A 25722-nucleotide genomic window follows, 5' to 3' on the forward strand; every position below is an offset into this window, starting at 1 on the left:
TCTCAGACCGGGCGGCCAGCCGTCATCCCGCCGTCGACGACGAACTCGGCGCCATTGCAATAGCTGGATTCGTGGCCGGCGAGGAACACCACGAGCGCCGTGACCTCTTCGGGCGCACCGAGGCGGGCCAGGGTGTTCGCGTCGCGATCGGTGGTCGTGCCCTCGGGCACGCCGATCATGGGCGTCATGATCCCGCCCGGGTGAACGGAATTCACCCGCACCCCGTGCGGGGCGAGTTCGAGCGCCGCGGACTTGGTGAGCCCACGCACCCCGAATTTCGAGGCGGTGTAGGCGTGGGCGCCCGGCACGCCCTGGATCCCCGCAGCGGAGGAGATGTTCACCACCGCCGCGGGCCTGGCCGCCACCAGGGCGTCGCGGGCGGCGGTCAGGCCGAGGAATGGGCCGGTGAGGTTGATGGACAGGGCCCGCTGCCACTGCTCTTCGGTGTAGGTGCCGAGCGGCCCGAAGTCGAGGATGCCGGCATTGTTGACCAGCACGTCGAGCTTGCCGAAGCGTTCGACCGCGGTGTCCACGGCCGTGCGCCAGTCCTCGGCCCTGGCGACATCGAGGTGGACGTACGCCGCGGCGTCGCCTAGTTCGGCGGCCAGTTTCGCGCCCGCCTCGTCGGAGATGTCGCCGATGAGCACCGAGGCGCCCTCGGCCACGAATGCCCGCGCGTGCGAGGCGCCCATTCCCGATGCCGCGCCGCTGATCAGCGCTACGCGCCCGTCGAGCCGTCCACTCATGCTCGGTGCCTTCCGTCGAGATCGATGATGGTCCGCTCCGGCCGGAACACGCAGCGGGTAGTGGTGTAGATGGTGGGCATGCACTTGTTGCAGTGCACGCAGGCCGACCGGGTGGCCGCGTCGGCCTGGATGCGCTGCAACAGATTCGGCTCGCGCAGCAGTGCCCGGCCCATGGCGACGAACTCGAATCCCTCGGTCATGGCCAGGTTCATGGTGTCGAGATTGGTGATGCCGCCCAGCAGGATCAGCGGCATGGACAGTTCGCGGCGGAACTGGCGGGCCCGCTCCAGCAGGTACGCCTCGTGGTAGGGGTACTCCTTGAGGAAGGCACGCCCGACCAGTTTGAAACCCATGCGCGCCGGGCCGGGCAGCACCTCGGCGAACTCCTTGCGCGGTGCGTCGCCGTGGAACAGCAGCATGGGGTTGAGAAGTGAACTGCCCGCGGTCAATTCGAGGGCGTCGAGCGCGCCGTCGGCCTCCAGCCAGGCGGCTACCTGGATGCTCTCCGGGACCGTGAGCCCGCCGCGGCGGCCGTCCTCCATGTTCAGTTTGGCGGTCACCGCCAGCCGGTCGCCCACGGCATCCCTGACCGCGCAGGCGATTTCGCGTGCGAGCCGGGCCCGGTTGGCGAGCGTACCGCCCCACTTGTCGTGGCGGCGGTTGAGCAGCGGGCTCAGGAACGAGCTCACCAGATAATTGTGGCCGAAATGGATTTCGACCGCGTCGAATCCGGCCTGCTCGGCCAGCAGCGCCGCATTCGCGTGTGCCGCAATGAGTTCGCGGATCTCGGAGTCGCCGGGCACGTGCATGGCCTGCATGCTCAGCGGGCTGAACATACGGCTCGGCGCGAGCGCGGGGGCGCGGTTGGAGGCGGCGTTGGCGACCGGACCGGCGTGCCCGATCTGGGCGCTGGCGGCCGCGCCCTCGGCGTGCACGGCGTCGGTCAGCTCACGCAGTCCGGAAACGGCTTCGGGCCGCATCCAGATCTGGTGCCGATCGGTGCGGCCGCCCGGCGCGACCGCGCAGTAGGCGACGGTGGTCATGCCCACCCCGCCCGCGGCGACCTCGCGGTGGAAGTCGATGAGCTCGGGGGTGACCAGCGCGTCGGGGGTGCGTCCCTCGAAGGTGGCGGCCTTGATCACCCGGTTGCGCAGGGTGATCGGGCCGAGTTTCGCCGGTGCGAAGATCTCGTTCATGGTTGTTCTCCCGGTGCAGTGAGTCCGGCCACCACGAAGTTCCGCAGGGCCGTCAACGCCGGTTCGGGCATCCCGTGATCCTCGATCTCGGGAGCGCCGAACCGCATGATGATCAGGTCGAAGGCCAGCATCCAGCGCCGTCGCGCCTCGCCGGCCCCCAGTTCGGGCAGCAGCGGGGTCCAGGAATCCATCCGGAACCACGGCCCCTGCCACGAGGTCTGATGCCGGCCCAGCACGAAGCGGGCCAGCAGCCGAAGATGCAGGCGCCCCAGCGGATCCGCGGCCAGCTCCTGGAACGGCGCGAGGATGGTGTCCACCACCGCGGGCACCGAATCCCGCCCGCCCGTGGCCCGGTCCAGCCCCTCCTCCCACAGCGGCCCGAGCCTGGCCTCGATGAGGGCGGCGACCAGCGCCTCCTTGGATCCGAAGTGGTAGTGCACCGCCGCGGGATTGGCGCCCGCCGCCGCGCACACGGCGCGTACCGATACCTCGTCATAGGGCTCGGTCAGCAGTAGCTGCTCGGCCGCAGCCAGCAGCCGTTCCCGCGTTCCCGCGGACACCTTCTCGACCATGGCAAGCAGTGAAACACGGTTCAATCAGTAATTCAATCATTGATTGAAAATTGCCGTTGTGGGCGTGGTCTGCGTTGTGGGCCTGGTCTATTGGACGTGGCGGCGGCACCATCGCGCCGGGCAGCAGTGCGCGATCACTCGCTCTGCGACCAGGCCGCGACCGGCAGGGTCAGATAGACGCCGATATGGGCGTCGACGAACTTCTCGATATCGGCGAGCAGCTGGTCACAGCGCTCCTGCCGGTTCTCGGCCCGGCTCGCGAAGTACTTCGACCGGACCTCGATGACCACATCCATCCCCGAGCGATCGAACTTGCCCAGTGGATGGAAGCGGATCTCGACATCCCCCGGCTGCAGGTCGCCGTCGTAGGGCTCCTCCGGGCATTCGACGGCGAGGGACACCAGGTGCGGCAGCCATTTGCCCAGCTCACGCAGCACGGTCTCGGGAAGCTCCGGCTTGTAGGTCACCTCGACGAGGGGCATCCGGCCAGTGTATTAGCCGAGGCAAGGACCATCGGGGCCCGGCGGCGGTACGCGCTAGCGGGCGGGGAGGGCGCGGCCGATGATCTCCTCGATGACCGCGCTCTTGGCGTTGGCGTAGTGCTGGACGTACTTCCACTGTCGTTGCGCCAGTTCGCGTTTGGTCCGTTCGTAGTGGGCGCGGTCGGCCGCGTGGGTGCGGAGCCGATCACGGAAGGCGAGGACTCGCTCGATCTCGGTGTCGCCGAGGCCGGGGGAGAACACGTGGAGGTTGACGTCGTGCGGCGCACCGTCTTCCACGCGGCGGACCAGGCAGCGGTGTTCGTGGCAGTCGGGTTCGCGTACGCGCAGGGTGTATCCGGCGGCTTCCAGGGCGGACACGTAGGCCGGTTCGTCGGCGGTGTCCGCGACCACGAGCAGGATGTCGATGACCGGCTTGGCGGCGAGGCCGGGCACCGAGGTGGAACCGGTGTGCTCGAGCCGTAAGACCTTCGCCCCCAAGGCCGCTCGGATCGCCCGGGCGTCGTCGGCGTACCAGGACGGCCAGTCGGGGTTGGGTTCCTCGAGGATCACCGGCACCGCGTAGGGCGTCAGCTCGCCGACGAACGCGGCGGAGATCTCGTCGTCGTCCATGATGGCCACGACCTGAGCCTAATCGGTGCGGGTCAGGAGGTACGGAGACTGGCGATCATCTGCGCGGCCCGGTCGGCGGTGAGTTCGCCCTGGGTGCCGCGGTCGGCCAGGACGGCCAGCACCAGCAGCGCCTTGTTCGGGCCGGCGAACGCGAAGGTGTAGATCGAGTAGCTGGTCGTGGTGCAGCCCGGCGCGCCCGGCTGCCAGCTGCCGGAGGTCTCGACCTGCTGGCCGGTGATGCCGCTGGTGGTGGTGACCGCGGCCGGCGCGCCCTGGTTGCCGCCGGTTGCGTCCGAATAGCCGCTCTCCGCCGAGATTCTCGCCACCTTGACGGCCGCGGCGGCGGGATCGCTGCCGTCCACGTGGGCGACGAAGGCGAGGGTCCGATACGCCGAGCCCGCGCAGTAGTCGTTGCCCTCGGTGGACTTGGCGTGCCCGATGACCGAGCCGTCGGTCCCGGTCTGCACGGTGATATCGGTGGGCTCGGCGATCGTCCACCCGGCGGGCACGTCGTAGCTGATACCCAGTGCCGGGGCGACCACGGTGGTGCTGCCGGGCTTGGGTGCGCCGGACCGGGACGGCCCGGTGGCGGACGGCCCGCCCGAGGGCGCGGCGGTGGTGCCGGGCGCGGCGGTGGTGCCGCTGCCGGCGGAGTCCCGGGTCAGCGCGTACGCCGCGATACCGCCGCCGGCCAGCACGATGACCGCGGCCAGCGCGGCGAGGATCAGCAGGGTGCGACGGGGCCCGCCGCCGGGTGCGGATGGCGACGCGTAGCCCGGAATCGGTTGCTGCCCCGCATAATTCGGGACGGAATGCTGACCGGTGACGTACGGGTGCTGCTGTCCGGTGACGTACTGGGGCTGCTGGCCGGTGATGTACTGCGGAGGCGCGAGCTGGTATCCCGGGGGCAGTTGCGCGGCAAAGCCCGGATACTCGGTCGGCTGCGGTGCCTCGCCTTGGTAACCCCAGTCCTGTTGTCCCGCATCGGGATAACCCCAACCATGAGGCCCGCCGTGGGGGTTCGCCCAGTGATCATTGTTGTCGGTCACGTGTTTTCACCCTCCGGCCGCACCGAGCCGCCTCGGCTTGGTCGAAGCCCGACCCTATCGGGTGTGTCCTAGCCCTGCGACGCGGGCGCGTCCGGGCCGGGATCCGGCCGGGCCGGGGACACCCGGATCACCCCGGCGTCCAGATCGAGGCTGACCCGGGGCCGGTGGCCCTCGCCGCTGCCGTCCTCGCTGCCCTCGTCCTGCAGCTTCTTGCCGGGGAACAGTTCGCCTATGACGCCCACGAATTCACCCTAGCCCTCACATGCGGTGGTAGCGCGGACCGCGATACCCGTACCGCCCGCGTGCGAAGACGAAGAACAGCACCGGGAACAGGAAGAAGGGGAAGAAGTGGGTGGTCGCCGCGAACGCGATCATGAACAGCAGCAGCACGGCCGCACCGATCGGGGCCACCGGCAGCGCGCGGCGCGGGGCGGGCGGCGGGGCCGGGATCTGCGGCGCGGGCCGTTGCGGCCGGGGTAGGTCGCCGAACAGCACCGCCAGCTCGCCCGCGGTCTTGGCCGCGTATGCCCGGCCCACCCGCTCGTCGTATTCCGCGATGTCGAGCCGGCCGGCGGCGAAATGCTCGCCCAGTGCGGCGGCGGCCTGCTCGCGTTCCGCGGTACCGACGCGGACGGTGGACGGTCCGTAGACCGCGGGATCGAAATCGGTCATGACAATCCACCTCGGGGGAGGGAAGCAATCTCGTTGTCCGCCAGCGTAGGCGCGTTCGCGGCAGCGCGCCTGCACGTGTTTGCGTAATCCCGGCTACGCCTGCTGACGTAGGCCCGCCGCGGGCTGTCCGGCGGCCAGCCCGGCGAATTCGTCGACCTTGGGATGGTCGGTGTCGGTGCGCCACACCAGCCGGACCCGTGCGTCGGGCAGGCCGGTGAGCGGGACGAATGTCACCTCCGGATGGGTGAAGTAGGTGGGCATGGCGGTGGTGGTGGCGAAGACGGCGTTGTTGTGGGCGACCGCGGTGAGCATCTCGGGTTCGGTGCGCGCGGGCGCGACCCGCGGGATGGGCCGCCCGCCCGGGGTGGTGGCCGGCGGCCAGAAGGCGCGCGCGAATTCGGGCGCGACATCCGGATGCGGTCCGATCACCCGCAATTCGGCCAGATCCTCGACGTCGACGCGGTCGCGGGTGGCCCACGGATGGCTGCGGGCGATGGCCAGCAGCCGCGGGAACACGCCCACCTCCGGCCCGACGGTCAGGCCGAGCTGCTCGACCGGGGCGAGGCAGATCTGGATGTCCACCTCGCCGCGCCGCAGCGGGCCGAAGATGTCGGTCCACGCCAGCTGGGTCAGCGTGACCTGGCATTCCGGATGGCGGGCCCGGAATCCGGTCAGTGCGGTGTCCAGGGTGGACGCGTAGGGCCCGAGGAATCCGATGCGCAGACCCCGTGCCGCGGTGCGGGTTTCGGCGAAGGCCCGCTGCAGCTCCTGGAAGGCGGGGCGGGCCCGGGCCAGCAGATGCTCGCCCAGCGGATTGAGGGTGACCCGGCGGCTGGTGCGCTCCACCAGGCGGCGGCCGACGCGGCGCTCCAGGCTGCGGATCAGCTGGCTGACCCGGGGCTGGGACAGTCCGAGGCGGTCGGCGGTCCGGCCGAAGTGCAGTTCTTCGGCGAGGACCACGAACGCTTCCAGTTCGGCCGGGTCGACGCGGGTTTCTCGAGGCGAGTCTTCGATCAGCATTTCTTATCGATCTTCGCGGATTTCGGCGTTGATGGCTATCCGACACGTGACGGATGCTGAGCCGGTGAGTGGATCGCGTCGACTTGCCGCGGTCACCGAGATGGGCGGCATCGTCCTGAGCACCCGACACCGGCGAACACCCGACGCTAAGGAAAACCCCTGTGCCGCATTTGAAGAGCCTGCGCGAGTTCATCGAGGCGCTCGACGCCATCGGTGAGGTCCAGCACATCGACACCGAGGTCGACTGGAATCTGGAGATCGGCGCGATCATTCGCCGCTCCTACGATCTGCGGGCCCCCGCGCCCCTGTTCACCAATATCACCGGATATCAGGACAGTGGTTTCCGGGTGCTCGGCGCACCCGGCGCGCTCTCGGGTCCGCAGCACCGGCTGGCGCGCATCGCGCTGGCGCTGGGCCTGCCCGCCGACGCCACCGGTCAGCAGATCGTGGAGGTGCTCGCCGAGGCGCGCGCCAAGCCGGGCATCCCGCCGGTGGTGGTGGACCGCGCGGCCGCGCCCTGCAAAGAGAACGTCATGCTCGGCGGCGACATCGACCTGTTCGTCTTCCCGACCCCGAAGCTGCACGGCAATGACGGCGGCCGCTACATCCAGACCTACGGGATGAACATCGTCAAGACACCCGACGGCTCGTGGACCAACTGGTCGATCAATCGCATGATGATCCACGACAGGAACACCCTGGCCTGCCTGATCCCGGGACCCCAGCACCTGGGCATCATCCGCTCGAAGTGGACCGAGATCGGCGAGCCCATGCCGATCGCGCTGGCCATCGGCGTCGAGCCGGGCCTGCCGTGGGTGGGCGGCATGCCGATTCCCGAGGGCGAGGACGAAACCCATTACCTGGGCGCGCTCTTCGGCGAGGGCCTGGAACTGGTCCCGGCCGAGACCGTCGATCTGCTGGTGCCCGCGACCGCCGAGATCGTGATCGAGGGTCACATCGCGCTCGACGAGACGGTCATGGAGGGCCCGTTCAACGAGTTCCCCGGCTACAACGCCACCGAGGCCAGCCCCAAGGCGGTCTTCCACGTCTCGGCGATCACCCACCGCGACGGCGCGATCCAGCCGACCGTGGCGGCGGGCCCGCCGGTGGAGGAGGACCACACCATCATCGGCACCACCAGTGCCGCCGAGATCCTTCACCTGCTGCGGCGGGCCGGACTGCCGATCTCCTCGGCCTGGTACAACTTCGAGGCCGCGGTGCACTGGCTGACCCTGGCGGTGCGGCAGGACTGGCACGAGAGCACCGGCCTGGGCTCGCACGAGCTGGTGGACCAGATCGCCAAGATCATCTTCACCGGCAAGCCGTCGGTCAACGCGCCCAAGATCCTGGTGGTCGAGGACGATGTCGACATCACGAATATCGACGAGGTGGTGTGGGCCTTCGCCACCCGCTCCCACCCGGATGTCGAGCGCGGTGAATTCCATTATCCGGCAGCGGTTTCCGATCAGCTCGCGGTCTACCTCTCGCCGGAGGAAGCACATTCCTTCATGGCGGGCAAGGTGATCTACAACTGCCTGCTGGCCGATCACTTCCCGCAGGGCCGCCGCCCGATCAAGGGCAGCTTCGAGAACGGCTGGCCCGCGGAGATCCAGCAGCGCGTCCTGGATCGCTGGCAGGAGTACGGCTACCGCTGATCGCGGGAACGACTACGGGCGGCGTCGTGCGACCGGACGAGGGGTGTCGGACGAGGCTCGGCCCGAGGCGGGCCAGATGCCGCCGTGCGCCGACCGCGCGCACGGCGGCATCGGCCTGTGTACAGGCAGCGGGCCGGCGCATACGTGAACGGCTCGGAAATCGACCGAATCGTGAAGGCGGCGTCCGGATCTCCGCTGCCGTGGACCGGCCTGTCCGCGGTAGCCAGGCAGATGCCGAATGAATCGGGTTGTACTGCCGCCAGTTCCGGAATGTGGTCGGCCGGCGTTCCCGACGTGTCGGCCCGGCACAGCTCGTACACTTCGTCGATGATGCGGGCGACGACGCCGCCGGACGGACCCTCTGGGCCACCGTAACCGGCGAAATCTGTGTTGAGCCTCACATCTGCTACGGATGTTGCAGGTGGCGTTTCGTTCCTGGCATCGGGGGCCGGAATGGGCTCCGTAGACTGTTGCAAACACAGGAGACATCCGGAGGGAGCAATAGCCGTGGGAGTGCTTTCCCGGGTCGACACGCCCGAGGACCTGCGTCGGCTGTCGGTACCGGAGCTGCACGAGCTGGCCGAGGAGATTCGTGAGTTCCTGGTGCGGAAGGTCGCCGTCACCGGCGGGCACCTGGGGCCGAACCTCGGCGTCGTGGAGCTGACCATCGCGTTGCACCGGGTTTTCGACTCGCCGGCCGACCCGATCATCTTCGATACCGGGCATCAGGCCTACGTGCACAAGATCCTTACCGGCCGCAAGGACGGGTTCGACACGCTGCGCAAAGAGGGCGGGCTGTCGGGGTACCCGAGCCGGGCCGAGAGCGCCCACGACTGGGTGGAGTCCTCGCACGCGTCGGCCTCGCTGTCCTACGCGGACGGCATCGCCAAGGCGTTCGCGCTGACCCGGCAGAAGCGGCATGTGGTCGCGGTCGTCGGTGACGGCGCGCTCACCGGCGGCATGTGCTGGGAGGCGCTGAACAATATCGCCGCCGGGCCGGACCGCTCGGTCATCGTGGTCGTCAACGACAATGGCCGCTCCTACGCGCCGACCATCGGCGGGCTCGCCGAGCGGCTCGCGGGGCTGCGCACCCAGCCCGCCTACGAGCACGCGCTCGACGCCACCAAGCGGATCGTCCAGAGCATTCCGCGCGTGGGGGATTCGGCGTACTCGATGCTGCACGCCATCAAGACCGGCATCAAGGACGCGGTCGCGCCGCAGGAGCTGTTCAGCGATCTCGGGCTGAAGTATGTGGGCCCGGTCGACGGGCACGATCCGGTACAGCTGGAGGCTGCGCTGCGGCGGGCCAAGGACTTCGGTGGTCCGGTCATCGTGCACGCGGTGACGCAGAAGGGTCGCGGCTACAAGCCGGCCGAGGACCACGAGGCCGATCAGATGCACGCCATCAACCAGATCGACCCGGAGACCGGTGAGCCGCTGGGTGGCCCGTCCGCGCCGAGCTGGACCTCGGTGTTCTCCAAGGAGCTCATCGCCCAGGCCGAGCAGCGTGACGACATTGTGGCGATCACCGCCGCCATGCCGGGGCCGACCGGTCTGACCCCGTTCGGAAATCGCTTCCCGGAGCGCATGTTCGACGTCGGCATTGCCGAACAGCACGCCATGACCTCCGCGGCCGGTATGGCCCTGGGCGGTCTGCACCCCGTGGTGGCCATCTACTCCACCTTCCTCAACCGGGCCTTCGATCAGCTGCTCATGGATGTGGCGCTGCTCAAGCTCCCGGTGACCCTGGTGCTCGATCGCGCCGGCATCACCGGCGACGACGGCGCCTCGCACAACGGCATGTGGGACCTGTCGGTGCTGGGCATCATCCCCGGCATCCGGGTCGCGGCCCCGCGCGACGCTGCCCGCCTGCGTGAGGAATTGGGGGAGGCCCTGCACATCAGCGACGGGCCCACCGCCATCCGCTTCCCCAAGGGTCCTGCGATCGAAGAGATTCCGGCGGTGGAACGCTTCGAGGGCGTGGATGTGCTGCGCCTGCCCGACGTGCAAGACGCTGCCGCGTACTCGGTGCGCGCCGATGTCCTGCTGGTCGCGGTCGGCGCCTTCGCCGACCTCGCGCTCAAGGTCGCGGATCTGCTGGAGGCCGAGGGCGTCTCGGTGACCGTGGTCGACCCGCGCTGGGTCCTCCCGGTCTCCGACACCGTGGTGAAGCTGGCCGAGAACCACCGCCTGGTGGTCACTCTGGAGGACAGTGGCCTGCACGGCGGTATCGGCTCCACCGTTTCCGCCCGGCTCCGCAGTTCGGGCGTCGACGTTCCGACCCGCGACCTCGGCGTCCCCCAGCATTTCCTGGACCACTCCTCCCGCGCCAAGATCCACCAGGATCTCGGCCTCACTCCGGGCGAGGTGGCCCAGCGGGTGCACGTGTGGCTCGGCGCCGCCGATGCCTCCGGCAGCGAGATCGAGCAGGCCCTGCTCCCGGCGGCCGAGTAACACCGCCGAGTGACACTCCGCTCGTGACGGGCCCGCGATCATCCGATCGCGGGCCCTTCTTTCTATACGGAGCTGGGGTTCTCGCGTAGATTCTGAAACAGGTTACAGTTTCGGGACGGGAGTTCGGATGTCGTTTGTGCTTGTCGAGAAGCCGCGGCCGGGGATCGCGTTGGTCACGTTGAACCGGCCGGACCGGATGAACGCCATGGCGTTCGACGTGATGGTGCCGCTGCGGGAGACCCTCGAGGGCGTGGCGGCCGACAACGAGGTGCGCGTGGTGGTGCTCACGGGCGCCGGGCACGGGTTCTGCTCGGGCGCGGACCTGCAGCACGCGGGCAAGGTGCCGGGGGTAGAGGGGTTGACGCGCACCAGCATTGCCCGGCGCTCGATGGAGCTGCTGAACAATGTGATGCTCACGATCAAGCGGATGCACCAGCCGGTGATCAGCGCCATCAACGGCGCGGCCATCGGCGGCGGGTTCTGCCTGGCCATGGGGACCGATATCCGAATCGCCTCGGAGGACGCCTATTTCCGCGCGGCGGGCATCAACAACGGCCTGACCTCGGCCGAACTCGGCATCAGCTACACGCTGCCGCGGGCCATCGGCTCCACCCGCGCCTTCGAGATCATGCTCACCGGCCGCGATGTGGACGCCGCGGAAGCCGAGCGCATCGGCATCGTCTCCCGCGTCGTCCCCGGCGACAAACTCCTCGAGGCCGCCTACGACACCGCCGACCAGATCATCCGCTGGAGCCGGGTCGGCGGCGAGCTCACCAAGCGCCTGCTGTGGAGTGGCCTGGAGGCGGGCAGTTTCGAATCCCACATGCAGAACGAGGGCATGGCCCAGCTCTACGTCCGCCTCACCACCGACAATTTCGACGAGGCCATCCGAGCCCGCCGCGACCGCCGCCCACCAGAATTCCAGGACTGAGCGAACGGCCGCCGCGCGCCCGGCGCGTTCTGACTGCCGGATCCGAGCGGGTTCGCGCTGCCGGAGCCGAGCGGACCGTCGCTGCCGGATCCGACGCAGGTGCCCCGCAGCGGTGGCTGCTGTGGGACAGGTGATCCCGGTGGCGCGGCGACCACGGACACCGGGATCACTGTCGGCGGGGATGCCATGAACGGGATGACGCCGATGAGCGTGAGGGAAGGCGCCGGTCGAGAAAACCCTTGTGGCCCAACTTTCTTGGGCGATATTCCCGGGGTCAGCTCTTCGGGTAGAGGGCTTCGCTCAGTCGCGGGACGGTCAGAGCACGCTGCCACGGGCGGGCCCCGCCCGCGGCGAGGTAGCCCTCGATGAGGGTCGGGGCTTCACCGTTGGCGACCGATTTGGGCAGCCCGTCCCAGCACATGCGGCGCAGCAGGTCCGGGGTGAGCAGGTTCTCGACCGGGACCGACACCTCGGTGGAGAGGTCGGTCATGGCCGCGCGGGCGCACTGCAGGCGGGCGGCGGCGGCCGGGTCACGGCGCTCCCAGCGGTTGACCGGGGGCGGGCCGTCGAAGTGCTGGGTGAGCGGCGGGAGCTCGCTGTCGGGGAGGGTGCGGGCGCGCTCCACCGCGCCGAGCCATTCGCGCGAGTAGCGGCGCTGGCGGGGGCCGCCGAAGATCGGCAGGGTGCGCAGCTGGGCGATGGACTTGGGCTCGTTGGTGGCGGCGGCCACGATGGCCGAGTCCGGGAGGATGCGGGCGGGGGCCACGTCGCGCAGGCGGGCCAGGCGGTCGCGGGTCGTCCATAGTTCGCGGACGATGGCGAGCTGGCGGGTGCGGCGCAGGGTGTGGATGCCGGAGGTACGCCGCCAGCGGTCGGCCTTGGGGCCGGCCGGCTCCGCGGTGCGGACGTGCTCGAATTCCTCTGCGGCCCACTCGGATTTGCCCTGCTCGGCCAGGTCGGCGGCGACCGCGTCGCGCAGCTCGATGAGTAGCTCGACATCGAGGGCCGCGTAGTTCAGCCAGTCGTCCGGCAGCGGCCGGGTGGACCAGTCGGCCGCGCCGTGGCCCTTGCGCAGCTCGCGGCCGAGCAGTTTCTCCACCATGGCGGCCAGGCCCACGCGCTCGTAACCCGCGAGGCGGCCGCCGAGTTCGGTGTCGAAGAGCCGGGCCGGGTGCAGCCCGAGTTCGGCCAGCCCGGGCAGATCCTGATCCGCGGAGTGCAGCACCCACTCCAGATCGTTGATCGCCTCGGCCAGCGGCGTGAGCTCCCCGTCCACCGGGATCGGGTCGATCAGGAAGGTGCCCGCACCCTCGCGCCGCAGCTGGATCAGGTACGCGCGATTGGAGTAGCGGAAGCCGGAGGCGCGCTCGGCGTCGACCGCGAGCGGTCCGGTTCCGGCGGCGAGCCGGTGGGCGGCTGCGGCCACCGCGGCGGCGGAGTCCAGTACCGGCGGCACACCGTCCACTGGCGCGAGCAACGGTACCGCGGCAGTGGCTTCGGGTTCATCTGGTACGGACATGGTCTTGAACTCTACGGGTTGGGCATTGGCGGGCCGCGTCACGTCGGTGAAACGACCGGCCGTGACACTGCGTCGGGCCATGGGGAATCGTACGTGGCGGCCGTCGATTTCGTTGCAGTACAGATGTTCTCGCAGGCGAGAGGGGATTTTCGGGCGACCGGCGCGGGAATTCGCGGATCGGCCGCCCCGATCTCGCGCCCAATTATTCGGTGCTCTCGTCCCGGCGCACGTCCAGCCGGGTTACCCCCGCGGGCGGCAGTCCGGCCGCGTAGGCGAGCACCTCGCAGAAGGCTTCCACGTGCGGCCGCATGACGGTGTCGGACACGGTCCAGGAGGCGCGCAGTTCGAGCTGGTGCGCGCGTGGCGGCCCGGCGATGTCGCCGTAGCGCACCGAGCTGGTGGCCGTGACCGTGCCGCCGAGGGCGGTGAAGGAGGTGCGCGAGTCCAGCGCGTCGACCAGCCAGCTCCACGCCACCTCCGGCAGCAGCGGGTCGGCGGCGAGGGCGGAGTCGATGTCGGCCTGGATGTAGGCGACCAGACGGAACACCCCGTGCCAGGCTTCCTGCCCGGCCGGGTCGTGCAGCAGGATCAGCCGGCCGAACGCGTCGCCCTCGGAGTCGACGGGCACCACATTTGTATCGGGTCGCGTGACTTCCGCGCCTAGGGCGTACGAGTACGGGGCGAGGCGCTGCGGCGGGCGGATCGGTGCCAGCTCGATTCGAGGATGCACAGATGCGGTTCCCATGGCCTCGACCGCGGCGCGGAACCGGGCTGGTTCTTCGGGCTCCGGGGTGGGGGCAGCGCCGTCGCGGAAGTCGAGCGGTGTCACGAAAGGCACCGTAGACCCCTCCGGTGCCGAGTAGTGCGAGGCGCGCCGCCGGGCCCCCTTTACGATGGGCGGTGATGAGTACTCACACCCGACGCCTGCTGACCGATGCCCCGTTCCTTGCCGCCGCCACCGGTGGCGTGCCGCATCGGCGTCCGGTGTGGTTCATGAGACAGGCTGGTCGGTCCCTTCCGGAGTATCGCGAGGTGCGTGCCGGAATCGGCATGCTGGAATCGTGTTTCGATCCGGAGCTGGTGTGCGAGATCACCATGCAGCCGATCCGCCGCCACCAGATGGACGCGGCAATCCTCTTCTCCGACATCGTGGTTCCGCTCAAGGCCGCCGGCATCGATCTCGACATCGTGGCCGGCGTCGGCCCGGTGGTCGCGAATCCGGTGCGCACCGTCGCCGATGTGCGTGCGCTGCCGCGCCTGCGCGCCGAGGAGGTGGGCGCGGTCACCGCCGGTGTGAAGCTGCTGCTGGACGCGCTCGGTGACACCCCGCTCATCGGATTCGCCGGTGCCCCGTTCACTTTGGCGTCGTACCTGGTCGAGGGCGGGCCCAGTAAGAACCACGAGCGCACCAAGGCGATGATGCTCGCCGACCCCGAGACCTGGCACCAGTTGCTGGGCGTGCTCACCGACATCACCATCGAATTCCTGCGCGCCCAGATCGATGCGGGCGTGGACGCCGTGCAGCTGTTCGACTCCTGGGCGGGCGCGCTGAGCCTGGCCCAGTACCGGGAATACGTTCTGCCGCACTCGGAACGGGTCTTCACCGAGATCGCGTCCGCGGGTGTGCCGCGCATCCACTTCGGCGTCGGCACCGGAGAACTGCTGGGCGCCATGGGCGAAGCGGGCGCGGACGTGGTCGGCGTCGACTGGCGGATTCCGCTGAACGAGGCCGCGCGCCGGGTCGGCCCCGGAAAAGCGTTGCAGGGCAACCTCGATCCGGCCGTGCTCTTCGCGGGCCCGGCGGCGATCGACGCCGAGGTGCGCCGCATCGCCCGTGAAGCCGACGAGGCAATCACCCTGGGCGCCAAAGGTCACATCTTCAACCTCGGCCACGGCGTCCTCCCGAACACCGACCCCGGTGTCATCACCGAGACCGTCGCCCTGATTCACAGCCTCCCGCTCCCGCTCTGACCAGCACCTCGAAGGCGCTGACCGTCGGGGCCCGGTCGCGGCTGGTGGCCGCGCTGTGGTCGAGGTCACCGATACCGTCGAATGCCCAGCGGATGCGCCGGCCCCGCCCAGGTGAGCTCCGGGAGGGCGGCGTAGGCGCGACGGGCGGCGGGAGTAGGTTGGCTCGGGGCGGCTCGAGGTCGAGGTGCGGGTCGCGGGCCGCGGGCTCGTGTGGTCGCGGCGTTCGGCGAGTGGCGAGGAGTTGTCGATGCGGGTCGCGGTTGTCGGTGGCGGCATCAGTGGACTGGTGGCCGCGTATCGGCTGCGGAAGGCGCTCGGGGAGTCGGCGGAACTGATCCTCGTGGAGCGGCGGGATCGGGTCGGGGGGATCCTGCGGACCGTGCAGATCGAGGGGGATCCGGTCGATCTGGGGGCCGAGGCGTTCGTGGGCCGGCGGCCCGAGATTCCGGAACTGATGGGGGAGTTGGGGATTGCGGAGCAGCTCGTTCATCCGGCGGGCAAGCGGCCGCTGGTGTGGTCGGAAGGGGTGGGGCATCGGCTGCCCGAGCGGACGCTGATGGGCATCCCCGCCACGCCGGAATCGGTTGCGGGGCTGGTGGATGCGCAGACCCTGGCCACCGTTGCGGCGGAGCCGTCCCGGCCGCTGCGGTGGGAGCGGGGCGGGGACGTGTCGGTGGGGGAGCTGGTGCGGGATCGCTTCGGTGAGCAGGTGGTCCGGCGCAGCGTGGATCCGCTGCTCGGGGGAGTGTATGCGGGACTTGCGGATTCGATCGGCGTACGGGCCGCGCTGCCGACGCTGGCCGCCGCCCTGGATCGCGGCGCGGCCAGCCTGACCCGGGCCGTGTCCGAGGCCCTGCCCCCGCCCAGCACCACGCCGGTGTTCGGCGGCATCCGCGACGGCTACCGCGCCCTGCTGGACGCGCTGCGCGCCGCCGCCGATGTGAAGGCCGAAACCGGGACGGCGGTCACCACTCTCGCCCGCACCGCACAGGGCTGGCGGCTCGACCCGGTCGGCGACGTCGACGCTGTGATTCTCGCGACCCCTGCCCCGGTGACCGCGGAACTCCTGCGCGCGGTGGCCCCGGAGGCCGCCGAGCTGGCCGCCGGAATCGACCTGGCCTCCTCGGCGGTGGTGGCCCTGGCCCTGCCGCCCGAGACCGCCCTGCCCGACAACTCCGGCATCCTCGTCGCCACCGGTGAACCGTTGCGCGCCAAGGCCTTCACCCTCTCCAGCCGCAAGTGGCCGCACCTGGCCGCCCGTGACGTGGCCCTGGTCCGCGCCTCCTTCGGCCGCTTCGGCGACCCGGCTCCGCTGTCCTGGTCCGACGACGACCTCATCACCGCCGCCGTCGAAGATCTCACCACCGTCACCGCCGCCGACATCCGCCCCCTGCGCGCCGTGGTCCAGCGCTGGCCCGGCGGCCTTCCGCAATACGCCCCCGGCCACACCACCCGCATCGCCGACCTGCGTTCCGCCACGGCCGACCTCCCCGGCCTGGCCCTGGCCGGCGCCTACCTCGACGGCGTCGGCGTCCCCGCCTGCGCCGCGACCGGCACCAAGGCCGCCGCCCGCATCATCGCGCAGCTCTCCTGACCCACTCCCCGGGACCTCGCTCGTCGAGGGCCCTCGCGGTCGCCGTGATCGAGGTCGGCATGTCTTCGATCCAACCAGTGTTGACGCTGCCTACATCCTTCCCCTATGTTAGCGCTGCGCACATTATGTAAGCGCAGTCAACATTTGGAGGTGGATTGCCCGATGACGAGTGATTTGTTCTCGCCGCTGGTACTGCGATCGGGCGCGGTCCTGGCCAACCGGATCGTGAAAGCGGCCATGGAGGAGGGGATGGCCGGCTACGGGCAACTCCCCGACGACCGTCTCGTGTCGCTCTACCGACGGTGGGGAGCGGGCGGCTCGGGCGCCCTGATCACCGGCAATGTGATGGTGCACGCCGAGGCGCTCACCGGACCCGGCGGCATCGTGCTCGATGACGCCGCGCCGCTGGGACCGTTCGCGGAATGGGCGCGGGCGGGCAAGGCGGCGGGTGCGGCCATGTGGATGCAGATCAGTCACCCGGGCCGCCAGGTCGCGGCCAACCAGCCCGGCGTGGTGTGGGGTCCGTCGGATATCCCGGTCGATCTGGGCCGGCTCAGCAGCCGGTTCGGCCGTCCGGTCGCGATGACGAAGGCTCAGATCGAGGACACCATCGCCCGGTTCGCCACCACCGCGCGCCGCGCCGAACAGGCCGGGTTCGACGGGGTGGAAATCCATGCCGCACATGGCTATCTGCTGTCGCAGTTCCTGTCTCCGCTGGTCAACAACCGCACCGACGAGTGGGGTGGCTCGCTGGAGAACCGGGCGCGGCTGCTGCTCGAGGTGGTGCGCGCGGTCCGCGCGGTCGTGTCGCCCCGGTTCGTGGTCGCGGTGAAACTGAACTCCGCCGACTTCCAGCGCGGCGGCTTCGACGCCGACGACGCCCGCCGGGTGATCGCCCTGCTCACGCCCCTCGGCGTCGACCTGGTCGAAGTGTCGGGCGGCAGTTACGAAAGCCCCGCCATGACCGGCCGCCCCGCCGACAGCCGGACGCAGGCTCGCGAAGCCTATTTCCTGGAGCTGGCGACGGAACTGGTTGCCACCAGCCCGATTCCGCTCATGCTCACCGGCGGCATCACCCGCCTCCAGACCGCCCAGGACGTCCTGGCGAGCGGCGTGGCGGTGATCGGCATGGGCACCGCCCTGTCCATCACCCCGGACCTCCCCGCCCGCTGGCGCGACGATCTCGGGGCCGACGCCACCCCGAAGCCCATCACCTGGTCGAACAAGGCCCTCGCGTCCGCCGCGGGTATGGCGGTGGTTCGGCACCACATGCGCCGCATGGCTCGCGGCCGGAACCCCCGTCCCGCAACCGGTCCCGTCCAGGCCCTGCTGTCCGACCAGATCGTGCAGGGGCGCGCCCTCCGCCGCTACCGTTCCTGGCTCCAGTCCCGTCCGGCCCATCCCGCCCCGGCCGACACCGGACGCTGACCCTCCGTCACCGCGGCATCAGCGGGCTACCAGGTCGATCGGATCGGTGTTCGCGCCGCAGACGATGACCGCCACCCGTTCGCCGGGGGCGGGGACGTAGGCGCCCGACAGCAGGGCGGCCAGGGCAGTGGAACCGCCGTGCTCGACGGCGACACGGCGGCAGTCCCACAGGGTTTGGCGGGCGGCGATGATCTGCTTGTCACTGACCAGGACCGAGCGGACATCGCCCGCGTTCGCGGCGGACAGGGCCATGGGCGTGACGCGACGGGCGCCGAGGGAATCGGCTGCGACGGAGTCGATTTCGACGTCCACCGGTTCCCCGGCCTCGACCGCCGCGTGGAAGGCACGGCAGTGTTCGGGTTCTACCGCCACCACCCGCACGCCGTGATGATTGGCCGACACCGTGATTCCGGTCAGCAGCCCGCCGCCGCCGACCGCGACCACCACGGTGTCGAGTTCCGGTACCTGCGAGACGATTTCGTCGAGCAGTGTTCCCGCGCCCGCCGCGATATAGGGGTCGTCGTAGGCGTGTGAGCGCAGCGCCCCGCTGACCGCGGCGAAGCGCTCGCATTCGGCGGCCGCGTCGGCGTAGGCGTCGCCGCCGCACAGCACCTGCGCCCCCAGTGCCCGCAGCCGCGCCACTTTCACCGCGGGTGCGGAGTCGGGCAGGAACACGGTGGCGGTGGAGTCGACCAGCCGGGCGGCCCACGCGCACGCCACCCCGGCGTTCCCGCCGGAGGCGATGGTGATCCCCACCTTGGGCAGCAGCCCCTGTTCCCGCTGTGCCAGTACGAAATTCGCCGCCCCGCGCGCCTTGAAGCTGCCGGTGTGCTGCATGTGCTCGAGCGCGAACCAGACCTCGCCGGCCACCGGGACGGTGTCGGCGTCCGCGCGGGCGAGGACCACCGGGCGGGTGTGGCCGGCGATTCGGTCGGCCGCCGCTGTCACGTCCCCATATGTCGGATGCACTGGCGCTTCCTTCGTTTCCGTCGCTGGATTCTCTTCCCGCCGAGGGGCTGCACGGCACGGCTCACGGAAAACCCCCGAGCCGATGAACCCCCTTGTTCCACTGTAGTGGGCGCACTCCACCGAGCAGCACTTCACCGCCTGGTACCGGCTATCCCGGCCTGGTCGTGCTGCACGGCCCGCGCCCCTGGCTGGGCCGGAACCTGCTGTCGCGGCTCACCGAACCCCAACTGGCCGACAATCTTTCGCTCGGCCTGAATCCCGCCGACACCTTCCGCGCCTACCGGACGAATACCCGGTGCCGGCAACCCATCTGGATGCCATCAGCGAACTGTTCACCAGCGATGCCGTTTTCCACGACGGCCTGCGCCGCCTCATCGCCTCCTGGGCCGCCGGCGCGAGCCGAATCACGCAGCGCGAGCCGAATCACGCAGCGCGAGCCGAATCACGCGGTCCGCCGTGCCCCATTTCGGGCGGGTTCGGGCGCAGTGGCACGATGGAGGCCATGGCGCGACTCGACTACAAGGCCCTCAACGACACCATCCGCTACCTCATGTTCTCGGTGTTCCAGGTGGAGCCCGGCGTGCTCGGCGAGGATCGCCAGGCGGCGATCAAGGAGGCGCGGGCCTTCTTCGACTCGCTCGAGGAGCGCGGCGTGGTGGTGCGCGGTATCTACGATGTCGCCGGCCTGCGCGCCGACGCCGACTTCATGATCTGGTGGCACGCGGAGCAGATCGAGGATCTGCAGGCCGCCTACGCCGACTTCCGCCGCGTCACCGAACTGGGCCAGATCTCCAACCCGGTCTGGAGCAATGCGGCCCTGCATCGCCCCGCCGAGTTCAACAAGTCCCACATCCCCGCCTTCCTCGCGGGCGAGGAGCCGGGCAACTACATCTGTGTCTACCCGTTCGTGCGCTCCTACGACTGGTACCTGCTCCCCGACGAGGAGCGCCGCAAGATGCTGGCCGACCACGGCAAGGCCGCCCGCGACTACCCGGACGTGCGTGCCAACACCGTGGCCTCGTTCGCCCTGGGCGACTACGAGTGGATCCTGGCCTTCGAGGCCCCCGAGCTGCACCGCATCGTCGACCTCATGCGCGACCTGCGTGCCACCGAGGCGCGTCGCCATGTGCGCGAGGAGATTCCGTTCTTCACCGGCCCGCGCGTGGAGCTCGAGCAGCTCATCGCCGCACTGCCGTAGCTACCTGCACACTCCCGTAGCGACCCGCACGGAGATCGGGCCCGGCCGCATACCGCGGCCGGGCCCGATGTCGTTAGCGGGAAGGTCGCCGGTGTGTTGCCCGCATAATTCGGGGCATGCGCGAAATCACGCACGCCCCATAGTGTTTCTGCGACTCACTCAGCTGCGCTGTCCGAGGGGTGCAATCGGAGCGAGATCGAGTTGATGCAGTAGCGCTTGTCCGTGGGCGTGGGATATCCCTCGCCCTCGAACACGTGCCCCAGATGACTGTGGCAGTTCGCGCACAGTACTTCGACGCGCCGCATCCCCAGCGAGTTGTCCTCCACCAGCAGCACGGCTTCCGACTTCGCCGGATCGAAGAACGACGGCCACCCGCAGTGCGAGTGGAACTTCTCGGCGCTGCGGAACAATTCGGCCCCGCACGCCCGGCAGGAGTAGACGCCCTCGGTCTCGGTGTCGGTGTATTCGCCCGTGAACGCCCGCTCGGTGCCCGCCTCGCGCAGTACCCGGTATTCGTCCGGGGTCAGCTTGGTCCGCCATTCCTGCGGGGTCAGCTGGATACGCGGGACGGGCAGACCCTCGGTCCCCGTGGAGCTGTCAGCATCGGAACTCATGGCTCCACGCTAATACGAGGCGGTCGCCTTCGTCCGGGGCGCGATGGTGACCTCGGGTTCGTCGGCCACCCATTCGGGGTGCATCCACTTCGGATCCAGGGACTTGCCGACCTCGAGGCGGCCTTCGCGACGGGCGGCGAGATAGCGGTCGCCCAGCACGCAGAACACCACGATCAGCAGCAGACCCCACCCGAAGGTCGTGCGCAGGTACTCCAGATCGCGGCCGATACTCTGCCAGCGGTCCGAGAGCCACTTGTCGTAGGACATGAATCCGAAGATCGCCACCCACGCGGGCCAGTTGCGCAGCAGCGAGTTGCGCAACACCACGGTCATCAGCATGGGGAACAGGAACATCGAGTAGTACATCTGGCCCAGCGGACCCAGCAGCATGGCCGCGGTGATCAGGATGCCGGAGGTGTTGCAGATGTAGAACACCTCGTCCTCGCGGTAGTACCGGTACAGCAGCCACAGCGAGATCAACACCAGGACGCCGACGGTGATACGCATGGTCCAGGTCAGCCACTCGGCGACACCGTAGTACCCGGCATTGCCGACGATGGCGCTGTTGAAGTAGTCCCGGGCCTCCGACAGGTACGGCAGCGTGTGGGTCCAGAACTGCTTGTAGTCCACGATCAGCGGCCAGGCCAGCAGGTTCAGTGCCACCGGGATGCCGAGGGCGGTGATGAACACCTTCCACTGCCCGCGGACCAGCGGAATCAGCAGCAGCGGCGCCAGCAATGGCCCCTTCACCGCGATGGTCAGCCCCAAGGCCACACCGGCCCACAGGTCCCGGCGCTTCAGGAGCAGGTGGATGAACACCAGCATGGCCATGAACAGGCAGCCGTTGATATTGGTGAAGGCCAGTGTGTTCGTCACCGTCTCGGAGACGAACATGGCCAGCAGCAGCGCGGGCGCGGCGACGGAGTTCAGCGTGTAGTTGAACAGCTTCAGCAGCAGATACCAGGCCAGCAGCAGGGCCATCGCATTGACCAGGATGAAGGCCCACCGCGACTTTTCCGGATCGATGAAGGCCAGCGGTGAGATGAGCAGCGTGCCGCTGGGCGGATACAGATAGGCCGGATCGGTCGAGCTGAAGTTCGCGTTGTACACGGGCCGGTGGTTGAGGAACGCGAGGGACGCGTTGTACACCGGTGTGAAGTCATTGGTGATGTGGTAGTTGACAGCGTTGATGAACACCCGGTGCAACACGGTGAGGATCGCGAGCGGCCACAGTGCGAAATTCAGTACCTCGGCGGTGGTGCGAGCGGTGCGGGGCTCGAGCTGTCGAAGGAACACTCGGGCACGGTACACCGAATCCCCGCGTCACACATGCGCCGACCCGCTTAATGCGTTGTGCGGGACACACCACGCCCGCCGGTCGGATGAAACCCCGGCCCGCCTCGAATGCTCGGGCCGGTCAAGCGCACTCCGCGCTCTGTCGAGCAGTGATCGGCGTCACTTCACAGGTGTGTACTCAGGCCGGGCAGGCGGTGCCGTCGGCGGGCAGCGTGGCGTCCTTCAGGTAGTCGGCGAGGGACTGCTGGGCGCAGCCGGAGTGGGCGAAGGTCGGGTGCCCCCAACCCTGCCAGACGACGGTGGCGGTGCGCGCACCCGCCGCGCCGAGCGCGCCGGTGACGGTGGGCCGGCCGTCCTGGCCGGTGACGGGGTCGGCGCTGCCGCCGAGGACCAGGACCGGCAGGTTCAGCTTGTCGGGCAGGGGCATGGGGGTGGCGGCGGGCCAGGCCGAGCATGCCATCAGGTCGATGGCCGCGACCTTGCCGAACACCGGATACTGTGTGCCCCAGGTCGTTTCGAGCTCCTTGGCCTTGTCGGGGGTGGAGGGCTCGTGGTTGTCGCTGCAGCGGTTGACGAATTGACCGTCGGTGGCGATCCCCGCGGCGGCGCGCAGCAGGAACGGCGTGATCGGGACGTGGTCGCCCTTGCCGAGGGCACTGAGGGCGTCGGCGAATTCGGTGATCTGCGCGTTGCCGGTCGCCCGGGAGTCGCCGAGGAAGCCGCTCAGGGTGGTCACCAGCGCCGAGGCCGACAGGTCGCCGAGCTGTCCGGCGCCGGCCCGGATCATCAGGTCGACGACGGCGGCCCGTGGGTCGCTCCCGAGCGAGCAGTTCAGCGACGCGCACCGCTGCCCGAATGCGGTGAGCGCGGCCTCCTGTCCCTTGACCCGCTGCTCGGCGCGCCCGTTGGCGTCCGTGCCGACTCCCTGCGGCGAGTCCAGCACCAGCCGGCCCAGGTGCTGTCCGTATTTCCGCGCGTAGCTCAACGCGACGTTCGTGCCGGTTCCGGTGCCGAGCAGCGCGAGATGGTCCACCTGCAACTGCTTGCGCAGCTGCTCGAGGTCGTCCGCGGCGTGTGGTGCGTCGAAGGTGGCCTGGGCCGGGGCCAGGAAGTCCAGGCAGGCGACGGTGGCGTCGCGCCCGGCGGTGCTCATGGTGTCCACGGCATCGGTTGCGCCCCGGGTGAATTGGGTCTGATCGGCGATGGCCTTGCGCTGCGGATCGGTCATGCAGGTCACCGGCTGGGAGCTGCCGATGCCGCGCCGGTCCACCGCGATGATCGGCCGCGCGGCCAGCAGCGCGCTGGCGGGCCCGGCCGCGAGCCCGGCCAGGGTGGCCGTCGAGGACCGGTCGGAACCGGAGGTCAGAATGAGCGGCGCGGCGTCCTTGGGCGTCCGGTCGTAGCGGGCCCGCATGGCCGCGTTGCGGAAGTTGCCCGCCACATTTCCGGCCACGTCCACCTGCGAGGTGTATTCGGCGCATTCGAGCACCAGTCCCTGCGGCGGCGCGCCCAGCGACAGCAGGTTCAATGTCGGTGCGGTGCAGTCCTTCCAGGCCAGGTCGGCCTTGGGCACCTCGGGTGCGGGCGGGGTGGCGTCGGCGGGCGCGGTGGAGGTGGCGACTCCGGCCTGGTGCGGCTGTTCCACGGCGACGGCGGGCCGGTTGGACGGCCCGGCCCCACACGCGGTGGTCACCAATATCGACAGTGTCGACGCCAGCAGAGCGGCCCGAGTCCAGCGCATGCGCTACAGCCTGCCAGGTCCGGCACGCGGTTTCAGCCTCGGGTCTGCGCGCGTTCCCATCGGGTCAGGATCGTGCCGTCGGTGTCGAGCAGCAGGTGGCAGGGGCTCATCGGGGTGGGCAGGGCCTTGGGGGACACCGCGATTCGGCCCGCGGTCCCGCCCACCAGCTGCGGGGATACGGTCAGGCACAGCTCGTCCACGGCCCCGGCGGTGAGGAATTGGCCGAACAGTGAGGGCCCGCCCTCGCACAGCACCCGCCGCAGCCCGAGACGCTCCAGTGCGGTGCGGACGGCGGTCACGGTGGCTTCGTTCGGGTCGGATTCGATCACCTCGGCCCCCGCGTCGAGGAGCCGCTTCGTGCGGTCGCCGGGCGCGGCGGTGGTGGTGAGGATGATCGGCCGCGCCCCGGTGTCGGTGAACAGCTTGCTCGCCGGATCCAGCGCCGCGGACCCGGTGACGACCGCGATGCGCGGCGGCGTCCCGTCCGGATCGCCGCCGAGCCCCTCCTCGTGCAGCCGCTTGCGGAGTTCCGGATCGGTGTGTGCCGCACCGTAGTTCTCCGCGCGCACGGTCCCGGCCCCGACCAGCACCACGTCGGCCAGATCCCGCAGCAGCCCGAAGACCCGTTTGTCGGCGGGCGTGCCCAGCGCGCCGGAGCGCCCGTCGACGGTGACCGCGCCGTCGATGCTGGTGACGAAGTTGACTCGAACGTAGGGTGCGGATGGCTCGACCGGATACGCGTACAACTCGACCAGGTCGTCGCGGGTGAGATCTGTGAGCTGAATCGCATTCGGCATACGCTGCATAAGGACCCATCCCACCACGCATCTACGCTGACGCCGTGCAACAACGCCTCGTCGATCGCCACCCGGAGGTTCCGGCAGACCAGCTCGTGGCCCAGATGGTTCCCCCGCCCACCTTCGACGAGGTGAGCTTCGGTTCCTACATCCCGGATCCGAAGGAACCGTCCCAGGCCGCGGCCGTGCTGAAGGCCGAGCTGTTCGCGGATCAGGTGACCAAGCTCCGCAAGGCCGCGGACAAGAAGGGCCTGTTCGGCAAGAAGAAGCCGGTGCACGGCATCGGCCTGTACCTGGACGGCGGCTTCGGTGTGGGCAAGACCCACCTGCTGGCCTCGATCTTCCACAGCGTGCCGGAGCCGAAGTCCTTCGGCACCTTCGGTGAGGTCACCAATCTGGTTGGCGCGCTGGGCTTCAACAATGCCGTCGAGCGGCTCGCGGCCAACAGCGTGCTGTGCATCGACGAGTTCGAACTCGACGATCCGGGCGACACCATGCTGGTCTCGCGCCTGCTCACCGAGCTGACCGACCGCGGCGTCTCCGTGGTCGCCACCTCCAATACCCTGCCGGGCCAGCTGGGTGAGGGCCGCTTCGCTGCCCAGGACTTCCTGCGCGAGATCAAGAAGCTGGGCGCCCTGTTCGAGGCCGTCCGTGTCGACGGCCCCGACTACCGGCACCGCGATCTGCCGCCCGCCCCGGAGCCCACCGCTCCCGAGCTGCTGGCCGAGAAGGCCGCCGCCACACCGGGTTCCACGCTCGACGACTTCGACGCGCTGGTGAAGCACCTGAGCACGCTGCACCCGTCCCGCTACGGCGCCCTGATCCACGACGTCTCGGCCGTGTACATCTCGGATGTGCACCCGGTGACCGATCAGGCGGTCGCGCTGCGCATCGTGGTGCTCGCCGACCGTCTGTACGACGCGGGCATCCCGGTCACCATCTCGGGCGCGAAGCTGGATCAGATCTTCACCCAGGAGATGCTCGACGGCGGCTACCGCAAGAAGTACCTGCGCGCGATCTCGCGTCTGCTGGCGCTGTCGCGGTTCGAAGCCCCGGCTCACGTGTAACGCAGGTCCGGCGCACGCGTGACCGCCGGCCTTGGCTCAGGTGCAACCGCCAGGTAGGACCCGGTTTCTCTCATAGTTTCCTTAGGTAATAAATTCCGAGGGTCAGTGAAAGCCGGGCCGG

25 protein-coding genes are annotated in these 25722 nt (G+C 69.7%); 8 read left to right on the forward strand and 17 right to left on the reverse strand.

What is annotated here, in order from left to right; translation table 11 throughout:
- Positions 1–2: 2 nt before the first annotated feature.
- The 9 genes from ACWEQQ_RS32010 to ACWEQQ_RS32050 form a co-directional block, all read right to left on the reverse strand.
- On the reverse strand, positions 3–746 hold the full coding sequence (locus tag ACWEQQ_RS32010; RefSeq protein WP_452350868.1) for an SDR family oxidoreductase: 744 nt from the start codon (positions 744–746) through the stop codon (positions 3–5).
- Positions 743–1942, reverse strand: a complete 1200-nt coding sequence (locus ACWEQQ_RS32015; protein ID WP_452350869.1) for an NADH:flavin oxidoreductase — start codon at positions 1940–1942, stop codon at positions 743–745. Before ACWEQQ_RS32015 ends, ACWEQQ_RS32010 begins: the two co-directional genes overlap by 4 nt.
- Positions 1939–2514: a TetR/AcrR family transcriptional regulator gene (locus ACWEQQ_RS32020; protein ID WP_452342578.1), complete on the reverse strand. Its 576-nt coding sequence runs from the start codon at positions 2512–2514 to the stop codon at positions 1939–1941. Before ACWEQQ_RS32020 ends, ACWEQQ_RS32015 begins: the two co-directional genes overlap by 4 nt.
- A 134-nt stretch (positions 2515–2648) precedes the next feature.
- A complete protein-coding gene (locus tag ACWEQQ_RS32025; RefSeq protein WP_354836864.1) occupies positions 2649–2996 on the reverse strand; it encodes a hypothetical protein in 348 nt (115 codons plus the stop codon).
- Positions 2997–3050: 54 nt separating this feature from the next.
- Complete coding sequence (locus ACWEQQ_RS32030; protein WP_452350958.1) at positions 3051–3626, reverse strand: GrpB family protein; 576 nt, start codon at positions 3624–3626, stop codon at positions 3051–3053.
- Positions 3627–3658: 32 nt separating this feature from the next.
- Positions 3659–4675, reverse strand: a complete 1017-nt coding sequence (locus tag ACWEQQ_RS32035) for a hypothetical protein (RefSeq protein ID WP_452350870.1) — start codon at positions 4673–4675, stop codon at positions 3659–3661.
- 68 nt (positions 4676–4743) lie between these two features.
- On the reverse strand, positions 4744–4917 hold the full coding sequence (locus ACWEQQ_RS32040; RefSeq protein ID WP_364618937.1) for a hypothetical protein: 174 nt from the start codon (positions 4915–4917) through the stop codon (positions 4744–4746).
- 16 nt (positions 4918–4933) lie between these two features.
- Complete coding sequence (locus ACWEQQ_RS32045) at positions 4934–5347, reverse strand: DUF1707 SHOCT-like domain-containing protein (protein ID WP_452350871.1); 414 nt, start codon at positions 5345–5347, stop codon at positions 4934–4936.
- A gap of 93 nt (positions 5348–5440) precedes the next feature.
- Positions 5441–6367, reverse strand: a complete 927-nt coding sequence (locus ACWEQQ_RS32050) for a LysR family transcriptional regulator (protein WP_452342581.1) — start codon at positions 6365–6367, stop codon at positions 5441–5443.
- Between the two features lie 161 nt (positions 6368–6528).
- Here ACWEQQ_RS32050 and ACWEQQ_RS32055 point away from each other — a divergent pair, with 161 nt between their 5' ends.
- Complete coding sequence (locus ACWEQQ_RS32055; RefSeq protein WP_452350872.1) at positions 6529–8022, forward strand: UbiD family decarboxylase; 1494 nt, start codon at positions 6529–6531, stop codon at positions 8020–8022.
- On the opposite strand, the gene ACWEQQ_RS32060 is transcribed toward ACWEQQ_RS32055, so the two are convergent.
- Positions 8013–8645, reverse strand: a complete 633-nt coding sequence (locus ACWEQQ_RS32060) for a glutaminase (RefSeq protein ID WP_452350873.1) — start codon at positions 8643–8645, stop codon at positions 8013–8015. The two genes, ACWEQQ_RS32055 and ACWEQQ_RS32060, sit on opposite strands and share 10 nt — an antisense overlap.
- Between ACWEQQ_RS32060 and dxs the strand changes: the two genes are divergently transcribed.
- Both dxs and ACWEQQ_RS32070 read left to right on the forward strand, forming a co-directional pair.
- Entirely contained in the window at positions 8530–10476 is a 1947-nt protein-coding gene (dxs, locus tag ACWEQQ_RS32065; protein ID WP_452342584.1) for a 1-deoxy-D-xylulose-5-phosphate synthase, read from the forward strand. The genes ACWEQQ_RS32060 and dxs overlap by 116 nt on opposite strands.
- A gap of 127 nt (positions 10477–10603) precedes the next feature.
- Entirely contained in the window at positions 10604–11407 is an 804-nt protein-coding gene (locus tag ACWEQQ_RS32070; RefSeq protein ID WP_379385828.1) for an enoyl-CoA hydratase, read from the forward strand.
- A 274-nt stretch (positions 11408–11681) separates the two neighbouring features.
- Here ACWEQQ_RS32070 and ACWEQQ_RS32075 read toward each other — a convergent pair whose 3' ends face one another.
- Together ACWEQQ_RS32075 and ACWEQQ_RS32080 are read right to left on the reverse strand one after the other, a co-directional pair.
- Positions 11682–12926, reverse strand: a complete 1245-nt coding sequence (locus ACWEQQ_RS32075) for an HRDC domain-containing protein (protein ID WP_452350874.1) — start codon at positions 12924–12926, stop codon at positions 11682–11684.
- Positions 12927–13128: 202 nt separating this feature from the next.
- Entirely contained in the window at positions 13129–13755 is a 627-nt protein-coding gene (locus tag ACWEQQ_RS32080; RefSeq protein ID WP_354836847.1) for a DUF3000 domain-containing protein, read from the reverse strand.
- 74 nt (positions 13756–13829) lie between these two features.
- On the opposite strand from ACWEQQ_RS32080, the gene hemE reads away from it, so the two are divergent.
- The 3 genes from hemE (at position 13830) to ACWEQQ_RS32095 (ending at position 17919) form a co-directional block, all read left to right on the forward strand.
- A complete protein-coding gene (hemE, locus tag ACWEQQ_RS32085) occupies positions 13830–14897 on the forward strand; it encodes a uroporphyrinogen decarboxylase (protein WP_452342586.1) in 1068 nt (355 codons plus the stop codon).
- A 247-nt stretch (positions 14898–15144) separates the two neighbouring features.
- On the forward strand, positions 15145–16491 hold the full coding sequence (locus ACWEQQ_RS32090; RefSeq protein WP_452350875.1) for a protoporphyrinogen oxidase: 1347 nt from the start codon (positions 15145–15147) through the stop codon (positions 16489–16491).
- Positions 16492–16653: 162 nt separating this feature from the next.
- Positions 16654–17919: an NADH:flavin oxidoreductase/NADH oxidase family protein gene (locus tag ACWEQQ_RS32095; protein ID WP_452350876.1), complete on the forward strand. Its 1266-nt coding sequence runs from the start codon at positions 16654–16656 to the stop codon at positions 17917–17919.
- Positions 17920–17937: 18 nt separating this feature from the next.
- Here ACWEQQ_RS32095 and ACWEQQ_RS32100 read toward each other — a convergent pair whose 3' ends face one another.
- The gene (locus ACWEQQ_RS32100; protein WP_452342589.1) at positions 17938–18888 is read right to left on the reverse strand and encodes a serine/threonine dehydratase; all 951 of its coding nucleotides are present in this window, start codon (positions 18886–18888) and stop codon (positions 17938–17940) included.
- A 502-nt stretch (positions 18889–19390) separates the two neighbouring features.
- Here ACWEQQ_RS32100 and hemQ point away from each other — a divergent pair.
- Positions 19391–20086, forward strand: coding sequence for a hydrogen peroxide-dependent heme synthase (gene hemQ / locus ACWEQQ_RS32105; RefSeq protein ID WP_452342590.1), 696 nt, complete (start codon positions 19391–19393; stop codon positions 20084–20086).
- 155 nt (positions 20087–20241) lie between these two features.
- Here the strand turns inward: hemQ and msrB are convergent, their stop codons facing one another.
- From msrB to ACWEQQ_RS32125, 4 genes are all read right to left on the reverse strand, one after another.
- The gene (msrB, locus tag ACWEQQ_RS32110) at positions 20242–20700 is read right to left on the reverse strand and encodes a peptide-methionine (R)-S-oxide reductase MsrB (protein ID WP_354836833.1); all 459 of its coding nucleotides are present in this window, start codon (positions 20698–20700) and stop codon (positions 20242–20244) included.
- A 9-nt stretch (positions 20701–20709) separates the two neighbouring features.
- Entirely contained in the window at positions 20710–21996 is a 1287-nt protein-coding gene (locus ACWEQQ_RS32115) for a glycosyltransferase family 87 protein (protein ID WP_452350877.1), read from the reverse strand.
- A gap of 178 nt (positions 21997–22174) precedes the next feature.
- Positions 22175–23737 (reverse strand): alpha/beta fold hydrolase, encoded by a 1563-nt coding sequence (locus tag ACWEQQ_RS32120; RefSeq protein ID WP_452350878.1) that lies wholly within the window; start codon positions 23735–23737, stop codon positions 22175–22177.
- Between the two features lie 32 nt (positions 23738–23769).
- Positions 23770–24543: a pyrimidine reductase family protein gene (locus ACWEQQ_RS32125; RefSeq protein ID WP_452342594.1), complete on the reverse strand. Its 774-nt coding sequence runs from the start codon at positions 24541–24543 to the stop codon at positions 23770–23772.
- Between the two features lie 35 nt (positions 24544–24578).
- On the opposite strand from ACWEQQ_RS32125, the gene zapE reads away from it, so the two are divergent.
- Positions 24579–25601 carry a cell division protein ZapE gene (zapE, locus tag ACWEQQ_RS32130; RefSeq protein WP_379385804.1) on the forward strand — a complete coding sequence of 341 codons (1023 nt, stop codon included), beginning with the start codon at positions 24579–24581 and terminating at the stop codon, positions 25599–25601.
- Positions 25602–25722: the final 121 nt, after the last annotated feature.

This window comes from Nocardia sp. NPDC004123, assembly GCF_053603795.1.